The organism is Bacillus sp. FSL K6-1338, assembly GCF_038006965.1.
In the GTDB taxonomy this organism is placed as follows: domain Bacteria; phylum Bacillota; class Bacilli; order Bacillales; family Bacillaceae_G; genus Bacillus_A; species Bacillus_A thuringiensis_S.
Genome location: NZ_JBBOWI010000002.1, coordinates 217,242 through 233,375, shown reverse-complemented (window position 1 = coordinate 233,375; position 16,134 = coordinate 217,242). Strand labels below are relative to the sequence as shown.

The following is a 16,134-nucleotide window of genomic DNA, read 5'->3' as shown; positions in this document are numbered from 1 at the left end:
TATATTAGATTTTAAAATTATTAAAAATATTCAATATAAATATGCATAATTGCATATTTATATTCTCGATAGTGCGATCCCAATCATACTGGGAAGGATTTTTTCCGTATCCCTAAGTTATCTTTACCCCAAAAAAAGAACCTGTTTTCCATAGAAAACAGGTTCTTTTTCATTATTACTTCTCCGCTATACAATCTTTTATTTTTTGTAATCAAATAATTAAGATTTTTAAATAAAAAGTTTCGAAGTGAAACCCTTCTTTTGCTCAAAATAGATAGAGTATACTACAACAGTATTGGTTCTTTAATTAATGGTAAATACTCTATACTCATAGCATAATTTAATAACAAATTGATATACTCTTGATTTGGCTCTAAACAATGTACATTCTTCAAATATCCTTGCGTGTATAAACAAGATGGTATAGCTACTGATAGCTCTTCTACAGATTCTAATAAAGGCATTATGAGCTCTAAAGCTTTCTGTTCATCAGTAGTTAGATTCGTATTAAAAAACTTCTCTATATACTTCTCTTGTTTCATTAACAGGATATCGTATCCAAAAGCTTGTAAACTATTAATAAATTGGTCCCATTTAAGCTGATTTGGATTACAAATATGCATGGTTTTATTTACTGTATTGGCCTTATAAGATAATTCAGTAATAGCTAAACTTCCATAGTCTACAGGCGTTAAATCTACATACGTATTGACGTCAGGAGCTATGCTAGATAGACATATCCCTTTTAATAATCTATAAAATGCGTTTTCATTAATATTGTATTGAAATTTACCTGTTTTAGAGTTACCCACTAAATTCCCCACACGGTATATTGTGGCACGAACTCCTTTTTCCATTGCTTCTCTGACCATTTTCTCGCCTTGAAACTTACTTTCTAGGTACAGATTATCTAAATTTTGCCCTCTATCAAAATTAGACTCAGAGAATTCAAATTCTTTTGGATCGCTTTCAGCCTGACCTACTACACTTAAAGTCGATATATAATGAAAACGTGCATTTGTGTTCTTAGCTAATTCCAATAAGTATTTTGTAGACTGAACATTTACCTTTTGAAAATGCTCACGTTCTCCATAATGTCTAACTTCTCCACCACAATGTATGATTGACTCTACCCTATTCTTTAAATGGTCCATTTGCTTTGAATCTAGACCTAGATTCATCAAAGATAAATCTCCTTCAATTAATTCTACTCTCTCCTTCAACTTTTGAAGGATTTCTTTACCGAAATAAAACTCCATTCTTTCTTTTAACTTTGCACCAATTACTTGATCCTCATTTTTTCTTACTAAACAGTAAATAGTCGTAGATGGCAACTGTAATAATCGTTCTAAAATATGTGCTCCTAAATATCCTGTTGCCCCTGTAAGGAAAATTGTGTTTGGATAATTCACCAGATCTAACTCACATTCTTCTAATTTAGTTCTTTCATAAACAGGAGTCGTTTTCGTTTCATTTTCCATACATGCTACATTCATATTTTTCTCTTTCTTGGACGACATGCCTTCCATCTCTTCAATATGAGAGGCTAATTTTTCTATTGTTCTATACTTAAAGAAATCTTGAATTTTCAAGTTAGGGTATAACGGTTTTAATTTGACTAATGCCGGCATAACTTTTAAAGAATGTCCACCCAAATTAAAGAAATCATCTTTTAAACCTATAGATTTTATGTTTAGAACTTCAGACCATACCTTTGCAATGTCTTTTTGCACTTTAGTTTGAGGTTTAAGTTTACACTCATCTTTTTGCTCATAACCAAACTCTATTTTTGGCAGCTTTTCAAAATCAATTTTACCGTTCGCCGTTATTGGTATTTCTAACACATGAGAGTAATATTTAGGGACCATATATTCTGGCAATACATTTGATAAATGTAAAGCTAACTTATTTTTCTCTATCCCTATACCGTCCACTGTTTTATAATAAGCTTGCAGTAACATTCCATCTTCCGTTTGTGTTACTACAGCCTGACTTATCCCCTCAAGTTGTAACATTGCATCTTCTATTTCACCTAATTCAATTCTGTGCCCTCTAATTTTAACCTGCTTATCTTTTCTCCCCATAAATTCTATATTTCCATTTGGTAACCACCTTGCTAAATCACCTGTTCGATATAATCTTTTACTATTGTCTTCTGAAAATGGGTTTGAAATAAATGCCTGTTTTGTTTTTTCTTCCTGCTTCCAATACCCTTGAGCCAATCCTAAACTTTCAATATATAATTCACCCATAGCCCCTACCGGACAATGTTGCATATATGAATTCAATATATGAACCTTTGTATTAGAAATAGGAATACCAATTGGTATGCTTCCTAAAAGATTATTGTCGCCTTCTAAAACTGGTATGAAATAATACATTGCTGAAACGGTTGCTTCAGTAGGGCCATACTCATTTACCAGCTGTACTTGGTTTTTAAAAGTATTTTGCCAACTTCTAATGGCATTTGTTGATGCAGCTTCCCCTCCCATTATTATAAATCTTAAAGAACGTATCTTTTCGCTATCCAGTTTAGTTAATGAAGTTGATAATTCATTGAAAAATACTGTTGGTAAGTCAGAAATAGTTGCTTGAGTTTCTTGAATGGCTTGAGCATATTCGACAGTTGAATAGCGCTGTTCATCACTTAATACATATAGTTCCGCCCCATTTAACAAGGTAGAAAAAATTTCTGATACTGAAGAATCAAAACTATGGGAATAAAACTGTGTTACTTTATCATTTGGAGAGATCTGAAATACTTCATTTCTCCATTCAACTAAATTTAATACTCCTTTATGCGTTAATAATGTACCTTTTGGTTTTCCTGTTGAGCCTGAAGTATAAATTACATATGCCAAGTCATTTGGTTTATTTAAAATTTTTACATCATCATTTATAGTCGTACGATATATATCCTCTATTATTGAAACCTTATAATCACTTACATTCAAATGACTTTTGAATTTGTTACTCGTTATAATTCTACATGCCTCACTGTCACGAACTATATAATTTATTCTATCCTCAGGATATTTTACATCGATTGGTATATAGGCAGCACCGGCTTTTAATATTCCAAGCATAGAAACGATACTATTCATACTTCTATCTAAAAATATGGCTACCTTATCACCTCTTTTTATACCTTTTTCGAGTAAATGTTGAGCTACTTGATTAGAGCTCATATTTAATTGTCTATATGTTAAAGATTCCGTTCCAGTCACTATAGCAATCCGTTCGGGTTGTCCATCTACTTGCATATAGAATTGCTCCTGTATATTTTGAAAATAAGGATATGGTCTTTCTGTATGATTTACCTTTTGATATAAAGATTCTTCTTCCTGTGATAGGAATGAAAGATTTTCATATGTTACTGTTCGTTGATGAATAAAGGCGTCCAGTATATTAAGTAAGTTTTGAGTAAACCTGTTAATTGACTCTTCCTTGAAAAGATTAATATCATACTCAAATGAAATCCCTACATAATCCAATCCTTCTTCAACAGCTAAAGAAATGTCAAACTTACTAATATCTTGTTTATTAGGTAACAACTGAAGCTTATACGCATCATGTTGCTGCAGAATATCTTTCTGATAACTAAACATAGTAGAAAAGATCGGGTTATTCCCAAAGCTTCTATCAGGATTTATTTGCTCAATTACTTTATCAAATGGGTACGATTGGTTTTGGAATGAATTCAAACATTTCTCTCTCACTACTTGTAATAGCTGTGTTAAATTTTTCACATCATTCAATTGTGTTCTGATCGCTAAGGTATTTACAAAAAATCCTTGTATTTTTTCAAATTCTTGATGATTCCTTCCAACAATCGGTGTACCTACAATAATATCTTTTTGATCCGTTAGATAATGTAACAATTGAATATACGCTGCTAAAAATAGCATATACATAGAAACATTCTCTTGTTCACATACTTGTTTCAAAGACTCTTTCATTTCATTATCTAACTTCATTTCAAATACTGTACCTTTATTTGTACTTTGACGATTCCTACTAAAATCTAAAGGAAGATTTAATATAGGAAGAGGTGCTGCAAGTTCGGCCATCCAATAAGATTTTTCTGTATCCCATCGACCTAAATTTAACTGCGCCTGTTCCCACTCTGCATAATCTACATATCGATTAGAAATAGTTGGCAACTCAGGATTCCTACGTTTAGCAAAGGCACTATATACCTTCATTAATTCATCTAATAGATTCCTTACACTCCACTCATCTGTAATAATGTGATGTAAATTAATATATAAATAAGACTTTTTCTTATTCAGATTAAAAATTCTAATCCTAAAAAGAGGGCCCTTTTCTAAATCAAATGGTGTATGATCCGTTTGATTTATTGTTGTACGTATATATTCTTGTTGTTCTTTTTTAGACATGTGTTCAATCTCATCGTGAATCAAGTCAATGGCTATTGAGTTTAAAATGACTTGTCTAGGCTCCCCATTTCTTTCAATAAAAACTGTTCGTAGCATCTCGTGTCGTTCAACTAAAAATCTTATGGTGTCTTGTAAGATATCTTTTTTCAAGCTCGGTTCAATATATATGTGTAGTGGTGTATCATATACTCTATTAATGGCGTTATACTTATTTAAAAACCAGATTCTTTTTTGAGCACTTGATAACTGATAACTTTCCTTATCTGCAACTTTTAATACTTGCATCTCCTGTTCTGAACTATCTTGATTTACTATCATTAATTTATCGATGTAAGCTGATAGACTAGCAATCGTTGTATGCTCAAAAATATCTCTAATTTCAATTTTTAGATGAAACTCTTTTTGAATTTGATTTAACACTTGCACAGCAATTAATGAATGTCCCCCAAGTTTAAAAAAGTCATCATCTCCGCCGATTCTATATTTCCCTAAATTTAAAATCTCTGTCCATGTTTTTGCCAATCTTTTTTCTGTTTCACTTATCGGTGGAACATATTGCTTCTGCATGTTTGCAAGTAAAGATGGGATTTGTAATTCTAATTTTTTTCTATCTAGTTTCCCGCTTGGTGATACAGGAAAACTTTCAAGGTGAAATACATAATTTGGCATCATAAAATCTGGTAAACTTTCACTTAAGAATGTTTTTAATGCCTCTTGTTTTAGTTCTGTATTGTCTTTTGATAAATAAAAGCTAACAATTTTGTCGTTTTGATACGTGAATACTACAGCATCTCTCACTTCTAGATGTTTAAATAATGTTCCTTCAATTTCATCCAGCTCAATTCGATACCCACGTATTTTTACTTGATTATCTTTCCTTCCGATAAATTCTAAATTTCCATTCGGTAAAAGACGTACTAAATCTCCAGTACGATACATCTTTTTATCGTGATTATAGGATTTGTCAAAAGAAATAAACGCCTCTTTTGTTTTTTCCTGTTGATTTAAATATCCGTTGGCAACTCCATCACCGCCAATAAATAACTCACCTACTACACCTGACGGACATAATGTATTGAACGGACTAACCACGAAAACTTCACTATTAGCAATTGGTTTACCGATTGGGATATTAGAAATTTCTTTTTGTATCTCACGATTTACTTCATACATGGTTGCACATACAGTAGTTTCAGTAGGACCATATGCATTAAGAACTGGAATCTTTAACCCTAATTTACTTTGCCATTTACGAACTGATTCAGCAGGTAAAGTTTCCCCTCCTACAAATACACGTTTTACAGAATTTAATTTAAGTAACATTTCTTTTGGCATATCAGCTATTAATTTAAAAAACGCAGTTGGTAAAACCACATTTGTAATACCATTCTTTTCAATTACATTTATAAATTCCTCTGCTGAACGTTTTTCGATTTCAGAAATTAAATGCATTCTCCCTCCACATAGCAAAATCGGAAATATTTCCATAATGGAGGCGTCAAAAATGATCGTTGCAAATTGTAAAAACACATCTTCTTTTCCTAAATGAAATGTATTGATTACTGAATATGATAAATTAACTACGCCTTTATGTGGTACAACGACTCCTTTTGGCAAACCTGTTGAACCTGACGTGTAGATAATATAAGCTGCATCTTCTATGGTATGTGTAGACGCAATATTTTCTATAGAATTAGCGTAGTGAAAATCTTCTAGATAAATTGTATGAATCGCAAACCTTTCAACCAATCCCCTGTATTCTTTCTTCGTAATAATCATTTGACTTTCGCTATCTTTTAAGATGTATTCTATTCTTTTTTCAGGAAACTTTGGATCAATTGGTACATAAACTCCACCTGATTTTAAGATGCCTAGAATCCATACAATGGTATCAATCTCTCTCTCCATTGTAATACTTACACGTTGTCCCTTTTTCAAATCATTTTCACGTAAATAATTCGCTATTTGATTTGACCTTTGCTGTAATTCATAATAGGTAATGGATTTATCCCCCATTGAAATCGCTATTTGATTTTGTGATTTTAATGATTGTAGATCGATTAATTGATCTAGTGTTTTTGAATGAGGATATGTAAGAGCATTTGAGTTCATTTCTTTGTATAGACGATGATCTTTCTCTACAAGTAAATCCAATGAATGGATAGGTTCGTTCACATTCTTCATTAGTTTTTGTAACAAATATATATATCTTTCGACTAAATCACTAATACTCTCTGGTTTATATAATGCTGAGTTAAAGTCAACCTCAATTTTATTCTCTGTTTCCCCTTCATATCGCATTATTCTCCAAGTCATATTAAAAGGATTTACTCTTTTACAATCTGTTAAAACTGTTGACTCAATATCAGGAATTTTTAATTCCGGTATCTTCATCGTATTAAATGCTGTGGAATATACCATATTATGATTTGTATTTGTATTTGTATTTGTATTTAGATTTAAATCTTTTACTATATGTGAGTATGGATTATGTTTATACGTAATAGCTAGATTAATAGATTTATTCACTTTATTAAGTATTCCCTTAAATGTTTCTCCCTTTTCTATTGTTATACGTATAGGTACTGTATTAACAAAATAGCCAAAAGCATTTCGTTCTTCTGTATGTGGTCTAGTATTAATTGGAATACCAACAATTATCTCTTCAGCATTTGTCATTTGATGAAGCAAGGTACAATAAGTACTTAACATTACTCGATAAATACTTATATTATTTTTTTTAGCAAAACATTGTATTTGATAAAATAAATCCGAATTAATATTCTTACTTATATTTTTATCTGTATATCTTTTTTCATTCATTTTATTAAAATCAATAGGAAACTCTGTAGGAGTTAATTCACCTTGTAAATAATCTTTCCAATACGATGATCCATCTTTATATATTGCACTATCAATAAAACCCTCCTCATACTCTACGAGGTTCTTATAAGGAGATTCAAATTCTACATTCTTCTTCCCTTGAAGTAATTCACCATACGTATTGGATAATTGTCGGATGAAAACTCCTAAACTCCATCCATCGTAAATAATGTGATGAAACATTAAATGTAAAACAAATGTATCTTCACTGAATTTAATAATGTGGAATTTAAACAAAGGCCCCTCTTCTAAACTAAATTTCTCATTCACTATAGATTCTAAGAAATTTTTTAAAATAGATTTTTGTTCTGTGTTTTTAAAAGCAGTTAAATCTTTAATTGGTATATCAAATTCTACATTCTTTTGAATTAATTGCTTTATTTTTTCATCCCTCTTCTTAAATATTGTACGTAGCGCCGGATGTGATTGCACTATCGTAGTAAGCGTTTTCTTTAAAACCTCTATTTGAAGATTTCCTTTTAACTTTATTATAATCGGTTCATTGTTCATTCCTTTTTCTATTTCCATTTGATGAGCTATCCATAATGCTTCTTGGCCTACTGTTACATCCAATTCTTCTACAATTTCATATTTCTTTTGTATTTCTTTCATATGAATTTCTCCTTTTATAAATATTTAAAAACGGATAATATTTACAGTTACAACTATATGTACACATTCTGCAATTTGTAAATCTATATTTTCCGACTAAATTCAACATTTATTTCGCTTATTGCATAGTTATTAAAATTATGAATAAAACTCATATTTATACTGTATCAATTCATACTTTTATTCAATTTAAGCATAAAAAACCATTTCACTAATAATTCTAATTTCTTTTTATACAGCAATCTTACATATTTTATTAAAGGAAATAGTCTAATTTATACTCCGAAAATAAATTCAAGAATATTCCAACTGGTCACTATATATACTTCTAATAACATAAACTGTAAAGGAGGAGTCCGTACATAATGGAATATAGATTATTAGGTAACACCGGGTTAATAGTTTCAGAGATAGGATTCGGTTCGTGGGCGATTGGTGGAGATGAATGGGGAGCAGTAAAAGATAATGAATCACTTGATGCAATTGAGAAAGCGATTGACCTAGGAGTCAACTTTATTGACACTGCTGATGTTTATGGATTAGGTCATAGTGAAACACTCGTTGCAAAAGCCATAAATAATCGCAGGCAGGATATCATTCTTTCTACAAAAGGTGGATTAATTGGTCATCATTATGACCCAAATCAACCAGCCGTTTATGGAGATCCTCAAAAGATCATTGATGCGTTTGAGGCTAGTTTACTGCGGCTTAAAACGGATTATATAGATGTGTACTTTTGTCATATTTGGTGGGATAAACATGAAGAAACAGAAGCCTTTCTACAAGCTTTCCAAACCTTAAAAAAATCTGGTAAAGTGAGAGCCGTTGGTGTTTCTACTAATGATTTAGATTATATAAGACATTTTAATCAAGATAATGATTTAGATGTCGTACAATTCGATTATAGTATTTTGAATAAAGAACCTGAAAAAGACATCCTTCCTTATATTGAAAAACATAATTTAGGTGCTGTGATAAGAGGTCCACTTAAGATGGGGATTTTAACTGGAAAATTTAATCATGAAACTCAATTTCCAGACGATGATTTAAGAAAAGATTGGCCCAAAGAAAAGTGGTTTAAAGATAGCTTAAACAAAGTAGAGAAATTACGTTCACTTGTACGCTCAAATCGAAGTTTAGCGCAAGTTGCTTTACGTTATGTTTTAAGTCACCCTGCCGTTTCAGTTGCTATTCCTGGTGCAAAAAATTCTACCCAGGTTGAAGAGAACTCTTCCCACTTAACTCGTCCATTATTATTAGATAATGAAATTGAATTCATTAAACAACTTTGATCAAATAATTATTCTTCCATAAAAAATTATGCTGATTTTTCTACCAAATCCATACTACTACTTCTTCTCCACTAGAACATATCTTTAGCACTTCCACCCTATTTTTTTATCTTTTCCCAACAATATCTACATTTTATAAGGTAGTTGAACCCTTTTATTCAACTACCTTATAATACGTTCTACATTATATTAAAATATCTACTACACTAGTTGAATACATGCTAAGGCAACATGCAAACCGAATAAACAATTAATTCAGAAATATTTTTAGAAACTTCATTATCTCACAATTACTTTTTTTAAAATAAATCAAAAAATTTTTCTTTACTTTAAATTCCATAATTCATATAATCTTCTATGGAATTACATTTTTTTCTAAATAGCTCCTCATTTTTAAGTATTCAATAGGGCAATTACAAATTATTATACCCTTATGTTTAACCAAGTAAAATAAAAATCCAGTTTTTCACAAGGAGAAGTGACTGCATGCAAGATATTTTAAAACTATTTCCGAGCGTTGACGGAAATGAAGAAAAACAACAACTTTTATTAGAATCTATGCAGAAAATAATTAAAAATCTTGACCAATTAAAAAATGATGAGCGAGCTACTTTAGGTAAATGTGAGGAAAAATCAGAAGGATACTACAATGGCTTAATTCACCAAAGTCATATTCCACTAGCTGGAATCACTATGTCTGAGGTTATAGAAGAGCTAAACCAATTTATGAATGGACATCCGTATCCAAATAAATATTACTTGTCTAACGCTGTACCACTACCAAGTATACCTTCACTATTAGGGGTAATGACAATGGCACTTTTAAATGGTAATGGTGTTTGGGATGTATATGGTCCAGGGGCAGCTGAAGCAGAAGTGAAAGTGGTATCCATGCTTTCAAAACTGATAGGTTATAATCCACATAATAGCGGCGGCTATACAACATGGGGTGGACAAGGATGCGTATTTTCTAGCCTGCGCTTAGCAATTTCTAAACAATTCCCATCAGCAAAAGAACATGGCGCTCCACAAAATGTATATTGCTTTGCTTCTGAAAATGCACATTATAGTTTATTAAAGTCAGCTGAAGCAACTGGTATTGGGTCAAATCACTTAATAAAAGTGAAAACTGATCCTTATACAAGTTCTATGGATATAGAAGATTTAGAGGCTAAAATGATACAAGTTATTAACAATGGCGGTATCCCCCTTTATATTCTAGCTACCATGGGATCAACAGACACATTTACTATTGATGATATAAGAAAAATTAAAGAGAGCGCTGAAGCAATACAGAAAAAATATAAATTAAAACCGATTTATATCCATGCTGATTCTGCAATGGGCGGATTCTATAGTTTCTTTAATAATTATAGTTTTGAAGAAAATTCACTCTCATTTGAACCTAATGTGAAAAATGCCTTACAATACGTACAAGATAAAATGCAATATATGTCCCTTGCAGATAGTGTATGTTTTGATTTTCATAAATTAGGACAAACACCTTATGCTTCAAGTATTTTAATCGTAAAAAATCATACTGATTTACAACTGATGGACATTGAACAAGATGACACACCTTATCTTGGTAATAGGTCATATGGAAGTTATCATACAGGCTATACCTTAGAATGTTCACGATCTGGTAGTGCTATTCCAATGTATATCAATCTACTAGCCTTCGGAATTGAAGGATATCAAAAAATATTAGCAAATTATATTCGTGTAAATCTATTATTTAGAGAGAAGTTGCGCAAGGCCCTACCCCAAGTCGCAATCACAAATGATTTTACATATGGACCAATTACAACTTTCCGCTTCTATCTGAATGGAGATGGCCAAGAAAATTGGGAAAAAGAACGAATAGGCCTTGCAACAAAGGAAGAAATTGAGGATACAAACCGATTAAATATAGAACTATTTAATTACCTAGGAAAAAATCGCGATCAAGTATTTTTTGGTGATACAACTCGTTCTTGTGTAGTAGATGTAATAAACAGTTATGATAGAAATCCGATTTCTACATTAAAATTCTTTTCTATCTCTCCATATACAACTGTTGAATGTATAGATGAGATCGTAGACTTTCTTTATGAACATATTTCGATTGCTACTAAACAGATTCATTCATATGTTTCATAACCATATTTGTTAGCGCTTTAATAGTTAAACTTAACTAGATGAAATAAATTTTTTAATCCTTTTAATTACTATTCACTATATCAGGAAAGAGGAAAAACATATGAATATAGAGCTACTTGATACACACCATGTGAAAGATGCAGCACATTTACTTGCACATTCTTTTGTGAATAATGAACCTCTTGTAAGCAGTTTACAAATTCCTTTTGCTCCTTTTCACAAAATGTGCGAAGAAATGATGAAACAAGCTGTATCTCAAGCTATGTCATTTGTAGCAATAGAAAATTTTCAAATTATTGGAGTTCTTTTAACAAAAAAATTAACCCAGCCACTAATAGATACAGAGAAAGCGATTGAACTATGCCCACAAATGGAACCTATTTTTCAACTTTTAGATACATTAGAGACAGAATCTATTGAGTTTTCTCATTTAGATAAAGAAAAACTGGTCTATCTAGATATGGGCGCTTGTCATCCAGATTGGATGGGAAGTGGTATAGTCACTACCCTTCTTTCACATGCCATTCAAGAAATAAGTAAAAGAGATTATGATTTTATTGCCGCTTGTACAAATAAAATTTCTCAAAAAATCCTAAAAAAACTGTGTACGACCTATGAAATGAATGAAATAGTGTATAGTAATTTTCTTTATAAGGAAGCATACCCATTTGCTAATACAACAACTTCCTTAACAGCTCAATTACTATATATACCTCAATCTCAATTCGTCATCAAGGCCATATAAATTTGTGAAGAAGACTAGCTGTACTTTTGTGCAGCTACTTTTTTACACAAAGTAAGTTAGTAATAGATATTCAAGTTAACATAAGTGTCCCCTTTCATACTTTAACTTCCTCGAATTTAATAGCACTATATCGTATGTACTATCATTAGACTTAACATATCTAGATTAACCTTCTATTTACTTCAATATGTTTTACCATTACTGGATCAGACTTTCTAACGATTAAAATAACCACAATTTGTACAAGCATTAAGAAATAGAAAGCATAATATAGAGCATTGCTACCTATTTATATGTAGTATCAACAAGTAGATGCTTTTCAAGCATAGTCATTTCATAGAAAAGCATAGGCTCTAAAAATATTTTTCCTAATATGGTATGTAATCGACTTTATATACTACGTGAATTAACACATAATTTCTGATAAAGGAAGTGATATTCATGTTACCTTGCCAAGGTACGTGCAATCAATATGTAAATTTTGAGGTTTCAATTAAAGCTCCTGAAGGATATATAATTAATGATACCAATTACACTGGTGCCGTCACCTGGAATACAAACCGCTTAAAATGTGCATTTGAACCATGTACGCTACAAACACCGAACCCTTGTCTTCTTCAAACTGATTTACCAGATGGTTCCTATCCAGTACACAGTGTTCGCATCTATGGTGTACTTTCTATGCTTGTTAGTATTTCCCCTGTTCAAAATCAATATGGACAAGGAGCTGCAGCTTTTTCTAAATGGCACAAATTCTCCATCAATCAGATTATTTATTATACAACGGATTCTAATTGCTGCTTTGATTTTAGTGGCTTTAAACTTAAGAGTCTAACAATCACACCACAAGATGATAATACGTTTATCTTAAGTGGCACCCTTTCCCTTTTACCAGTGCCACCAAATCCTCCTATTTATGCTTTTACAGCAAATCAAGATGATAATACTCTTTCAGTAATTAATACAGCAACACAGACTGTTCAGCAAATAATTGATCTCCCTTATCAGCCAATTAAGGTTGCTGTTAACCCCAATAAAACATATACGTTAGTTTCGCACTTTTATGATAACCGTGTTTCTATAATTACAAATGAAACCCTTGCCGTTACCTCTACTCTCTCAATAAATAAACCGATTGATATTGCATTTTCTCCAGATGGTCAGTTTGCATATATACTAAATATTTCAACTGGATCAATGGATATTACTACAATTAACATTCTAACTCAAACGATCTCTAATACGATCTCAATCGGAGTAAGTGGGTTTTCAAGTATAGCCATTGATCCAAATGGACAATACGCTTACATCGTAAATGCTAACGCTTGGAGTATTATAAAAGTTGATTTAAATACAGGAGATATCGTAGAAGAGCGTCCTACTTCAAATGATTATCCAAACATTATTGGAATCAGTTTATTTGATGGATTCGCTTATGTTACAGAAGAAATGGTGGCGTCTGGGACCACTCTTACAGTGATTGACTTATCTACTTTCCAAAAGGTTGGAGATATTCTTACTGGGGCCTATTACAACTCGTTTCTTTCTCTCTCACCTAATCAACCTGTAGCATTGTTAGGAGACAAAACAAACAATGAAATCAATATTATTGATACAGCACAAAGACTATCTACAGGAACAATTTCTATCAATGGACCAGCAGACGCTGCCTTTACACCTAATGGAGAGTTCATCTATATTGCTCAGCCAGAACAAAACACAGTTACGATCCTTAACTCCGTTGATTATACGGTAAATACAGTAGTAACGGTTGGAGCATCGCCTGGGAGTATTGCAATATAAAGTTTAATGCTTATTAACATTAAGGGACACTCAGGTTTCAGAGCCCTACTTAATTTAACTTTATACACTCAATATTTCATCTATACAAAAAACTTAGTCCTTTCTCTATATTCAAGGACTAAGTTTTTACTTTTTAAGTAACGATTTATATACGGCTACTCTCTTGAACACTTTAAAACATATTATCTAATAACTCCTGAATATTTTCTATCATTCTTTCCATAACAACTCTCTTTCATTTTGTTTATCTACAAATGCATACCTTATTCCTTATGTCTATCTAATCTTCTTAAAGGAATCCAATTTAAAATTCATTATACAAGTAAACAACTGTTCCATATGTAGAGAATTTAAGAAAAAGAAGTGAAATTACTGGATTCCCCTTTCTTCTCATGTTTTTTAGAAGTTCTTTTAAGTCTAATTCTATTGTATTCCTGCTACATAACATTCCACTAATTAATATCATATTATATGGCTATATTAAAAATTTACCAAATCATTAAAGGAATCTCCTTCCCCCTATCGAATTATTGTAGAGGAAAGGAGAGGAATACATGGAAATTCTAGGATTAGATCCTCGCGCATTAGCGACCTTAGGTGCACTTGAATACACCAATCGTCGCAATAAATTAATCGAAGACTCGGAGAATAACATATACGAGTGTAAAGAAATAAAAGAAATACTTCAATCACTCCCTAAAGAGAAGCAGATTGAGGTTCTTGAGAATCAAGCTCACTTTGAAGCTGTGGCAAAGATGATTGAACAAAACAATTTAATTCTTTTAGAACAGATGAAAGCTCTACAGCTAATTCAGAAATAATAAACTTATGATTGATTAATTCTACATATGCTTCCATAAATAATGTATCTTTATTTATACCATCAGCCTCTGTTTTTACAGAGGCTTTTGTTATGCGTTGATTCATATTCTGAATTTGAATAGTTTCTTTCACATGTACGAATAGATCTTCCAATAAACCTGGTGTCGACTCTAATTCTTGTTTTTCAATCTCCTCTGTAATAGCACTTATAAATTCCCATAGTACTTTTGCACCTAGTAGTTCCGCTAATCGTTTTTCACGCATTTCAAATGTTTTCATGTTCATGCAAATACACTCCTATTATTTATATATAATGATAAAAATATTATTTTTTATGTAAAATTTCCTAAGACACTTTCCAAACTTACATTTCTAAAAAATAACTACATAATCTTAAAAATCTAATATTATTCAACACACTTCGTGTTGTTCTGAATCAAAAAAAATTGTTTGGACTGTAACACCATAAAAATTCGCTAATTTTATTTTTATATTATCCCGTGGAATTCTCTGGCCATTTTCATACATTTGCAATGTACTAACACTGATTCCCACAGCCCTTGCCACTTCTTCTCTAGATTTTTCATTTCTTAAATTAATTAGATTTTTGGCCACTCTTTCATAATTCATGTCTTCTCCCCCTAAAACCACATTTCGTGTTGTTACTTAAAATATAAACTGCACACTTTGTGTTGTCAATAGATTCTAATTATCAACTTTTAAAATTTTTAATTATTTAACACATATTGTGTTAATATATTATCAGGTGATAGAATGAAAACGTTTGGAAATATAATTCGTGATTTAAGAAAACAAAGAGGAATTACGCAAAAAGAACTTGCTCACTCGCTTCAGCTAAGTGAAAGTACAATTGGTATGTACGAACGGAATGAACGTCAACCTGATTACAATACCTTGATACGTATAGCAGATTACTTTAATGTATCTACTGATTTTCTTCTAGGGCGAGATTTTAATGTTACAGAGGACGGAAACAAAATAGAATTAGATCAATGGCTAAAAGATATAAAGTTTGCACCATCCCAAAAGCGTGAAGAATTAAAACGTTTTTGGAAATTCTTAATGCAAGAAGAAGAGTAATCAAATAAACCTTCCCCCATCCTTTCAGGGGGAAGGTTTATTTGATTACTCTCATACTTTATAACACCAATGATCACAAAATTGGTCACATTACCTACAAAATATATTCAATTTTGTTGACTGCATCCTCATGCATCGTTCGCAGCACACACCAGTAAGTATTTAATGTGATTTTGATGTTTCTATAACTTTTAATCTCTCAGAAATAATTTTCACATTCACATCCTTAGCTAGTAGGTTTATTGCATGGGTATGACGTAAAACATGAAAGTGAACCTTAGGAACACCCGCTTTATGAATATCCAAAACTTTTCCACCTAGTAACATGTGGTAA

At 31.6% G+C, this 16,134-nt stretch carries 9 protein-coding genes; 5 read left to right on the top strand and 4 right to left on the bottom strand.

Annotated features, from left to right (window positions below; translation table 11 throughout):
* Window positions 1-284: 284 nt before the first annotated feature.
* Window positions 285-7,895 (bottom strand): non-ribosomal peptide synthetase, encoded by a 7,611-nt coding sequence (locus tag NZ044_RS28150; protein WP_340950123.1) that lies wholly within the window; start codon window positions 7,893-7,895, stop codon window positions 285-287.
* 365 nt (window positions 7,896-8,260) lie between these two features.
* Here NZ044_RS28150 and NZ044_RS28145 point away from each other — a divergent pair, with 365 nt between their 5' ends.
* From NZ044_RS28145 to NZ044_RS28130, 4 genes are all read left to right on the top strand, one after another.
* Complete coding sequence (locus NZ044_RS28145; RefSeq protein WP_098505754.1) at window positions 8,261-9,187, top strand: aldo/keto reductase; 927 nt, start codon at window positions 8,261-8,263, stop codon at window positions 9,185-9,187.
* Between the two features lie 486 nt (window positions 9,188-9,673).
* The gene (locus tag NZ044_RS28140) at window positions 9,674-11,329 is read left to right on the top strand and encodes a pyridoxal phosphate-dependent decarboxylase family protein (protein ID WP_340950122.1); all 1,656 of its coding nucleotides are present in this window, start codon (window positions 9,674-9,676) and stop codon (window positions 11,327-11,329) included.
* A 100-nt stretch (window positions 11,330-11,429) separates the two neighbouring features.
* Entirely contained in the window at window positions 11,430-12,074 is a 645-nt protein-coding gene (locus NZ044_RS28135; protein WP_044585355.1) for a hypothetical protein, read from the top strand.
* A 441-nt stretch (window positions 12,075-12,515) separates the two neighbouring features.
* Window positions 12,516-13,877, top strand: coding sequence for a YncE family protein (locus NZ044_RS28130; protein WP_340950121.1), 1,362 nt, complete (start codon window positions 12,516-12,518; stop codon window positions 13,875-13,877).
* 696 nt (window positions 13,878-14,573) lie between these two features.
* Here NZ044_RS28130 and NZ044_RS28125 read toward each other — a convergent pair.
* Both NZ044_RS28125 and NZ044_RS28120 read right to left on the bottom strand, forming a co-directional pair.
* Window positions 14,574-14,984, bottom strand: a complete 411-nt coding sequence (locus tag NZ044_RS28125) for a hypothetical protein (protein WP_097807949.1) — start codon at window positions 14,982-14,984, stop codon at window positions 14,574-14,576.
* A 126-nt stretch (window positions 14,985-15,110) separates the two neighbouring features.
* Complete coding sequence (locus tag NZ044_RS28120) at window positions 15,111-15,329, bottom strand: helix-turn-helix transcriptional regulator (RefSeq protein ID WP_001105582.1); 219 nt, start codon at window positions 15,327-15,329, stop codon at window positions 15,111-15,113.
* A 144-nt stretch (window positions 15,330-15,473) separates the two neighbouring features.
* Here NZ044_RS28120 and NZ044_RS28115 point away from each other — a divergent pair, with 144 nt between their 5' ends.
* Window positions 15,474-15,800 carry a helix-turn-helix domain-containing protein gene (locus NZ044_RS28115; RefSeq protein ID WP_097807950.1) on the top strand — a complete coding sequence of 109 codons (327 nt, stop codon included), beginning with the start codon at window positions 15,474-15,476 and terminating at the stop codon, window positions 15,798-15,800.
* Between the two features lie 162 nt (window positions 15,801-15,962).
* Here the strand turns inward: NZ044_RS28115 and NZ044_RS28110 are convergent, their stop codons facing one another.
* Window positions 15,963-16,106 (bottom strand): hypothetical protein, encoded by a 144-nt coding sequence (locus tag NZ044_RS28110; RefSeq protein ID WP_229145097.1) that lies wholly within the window; start codon window positions 16,104-16,106, stop codon window positions 15,963-15,965.
* Between the last annotated feature and the right edge of the window lie 28 nt (window positions 16,107-16,134).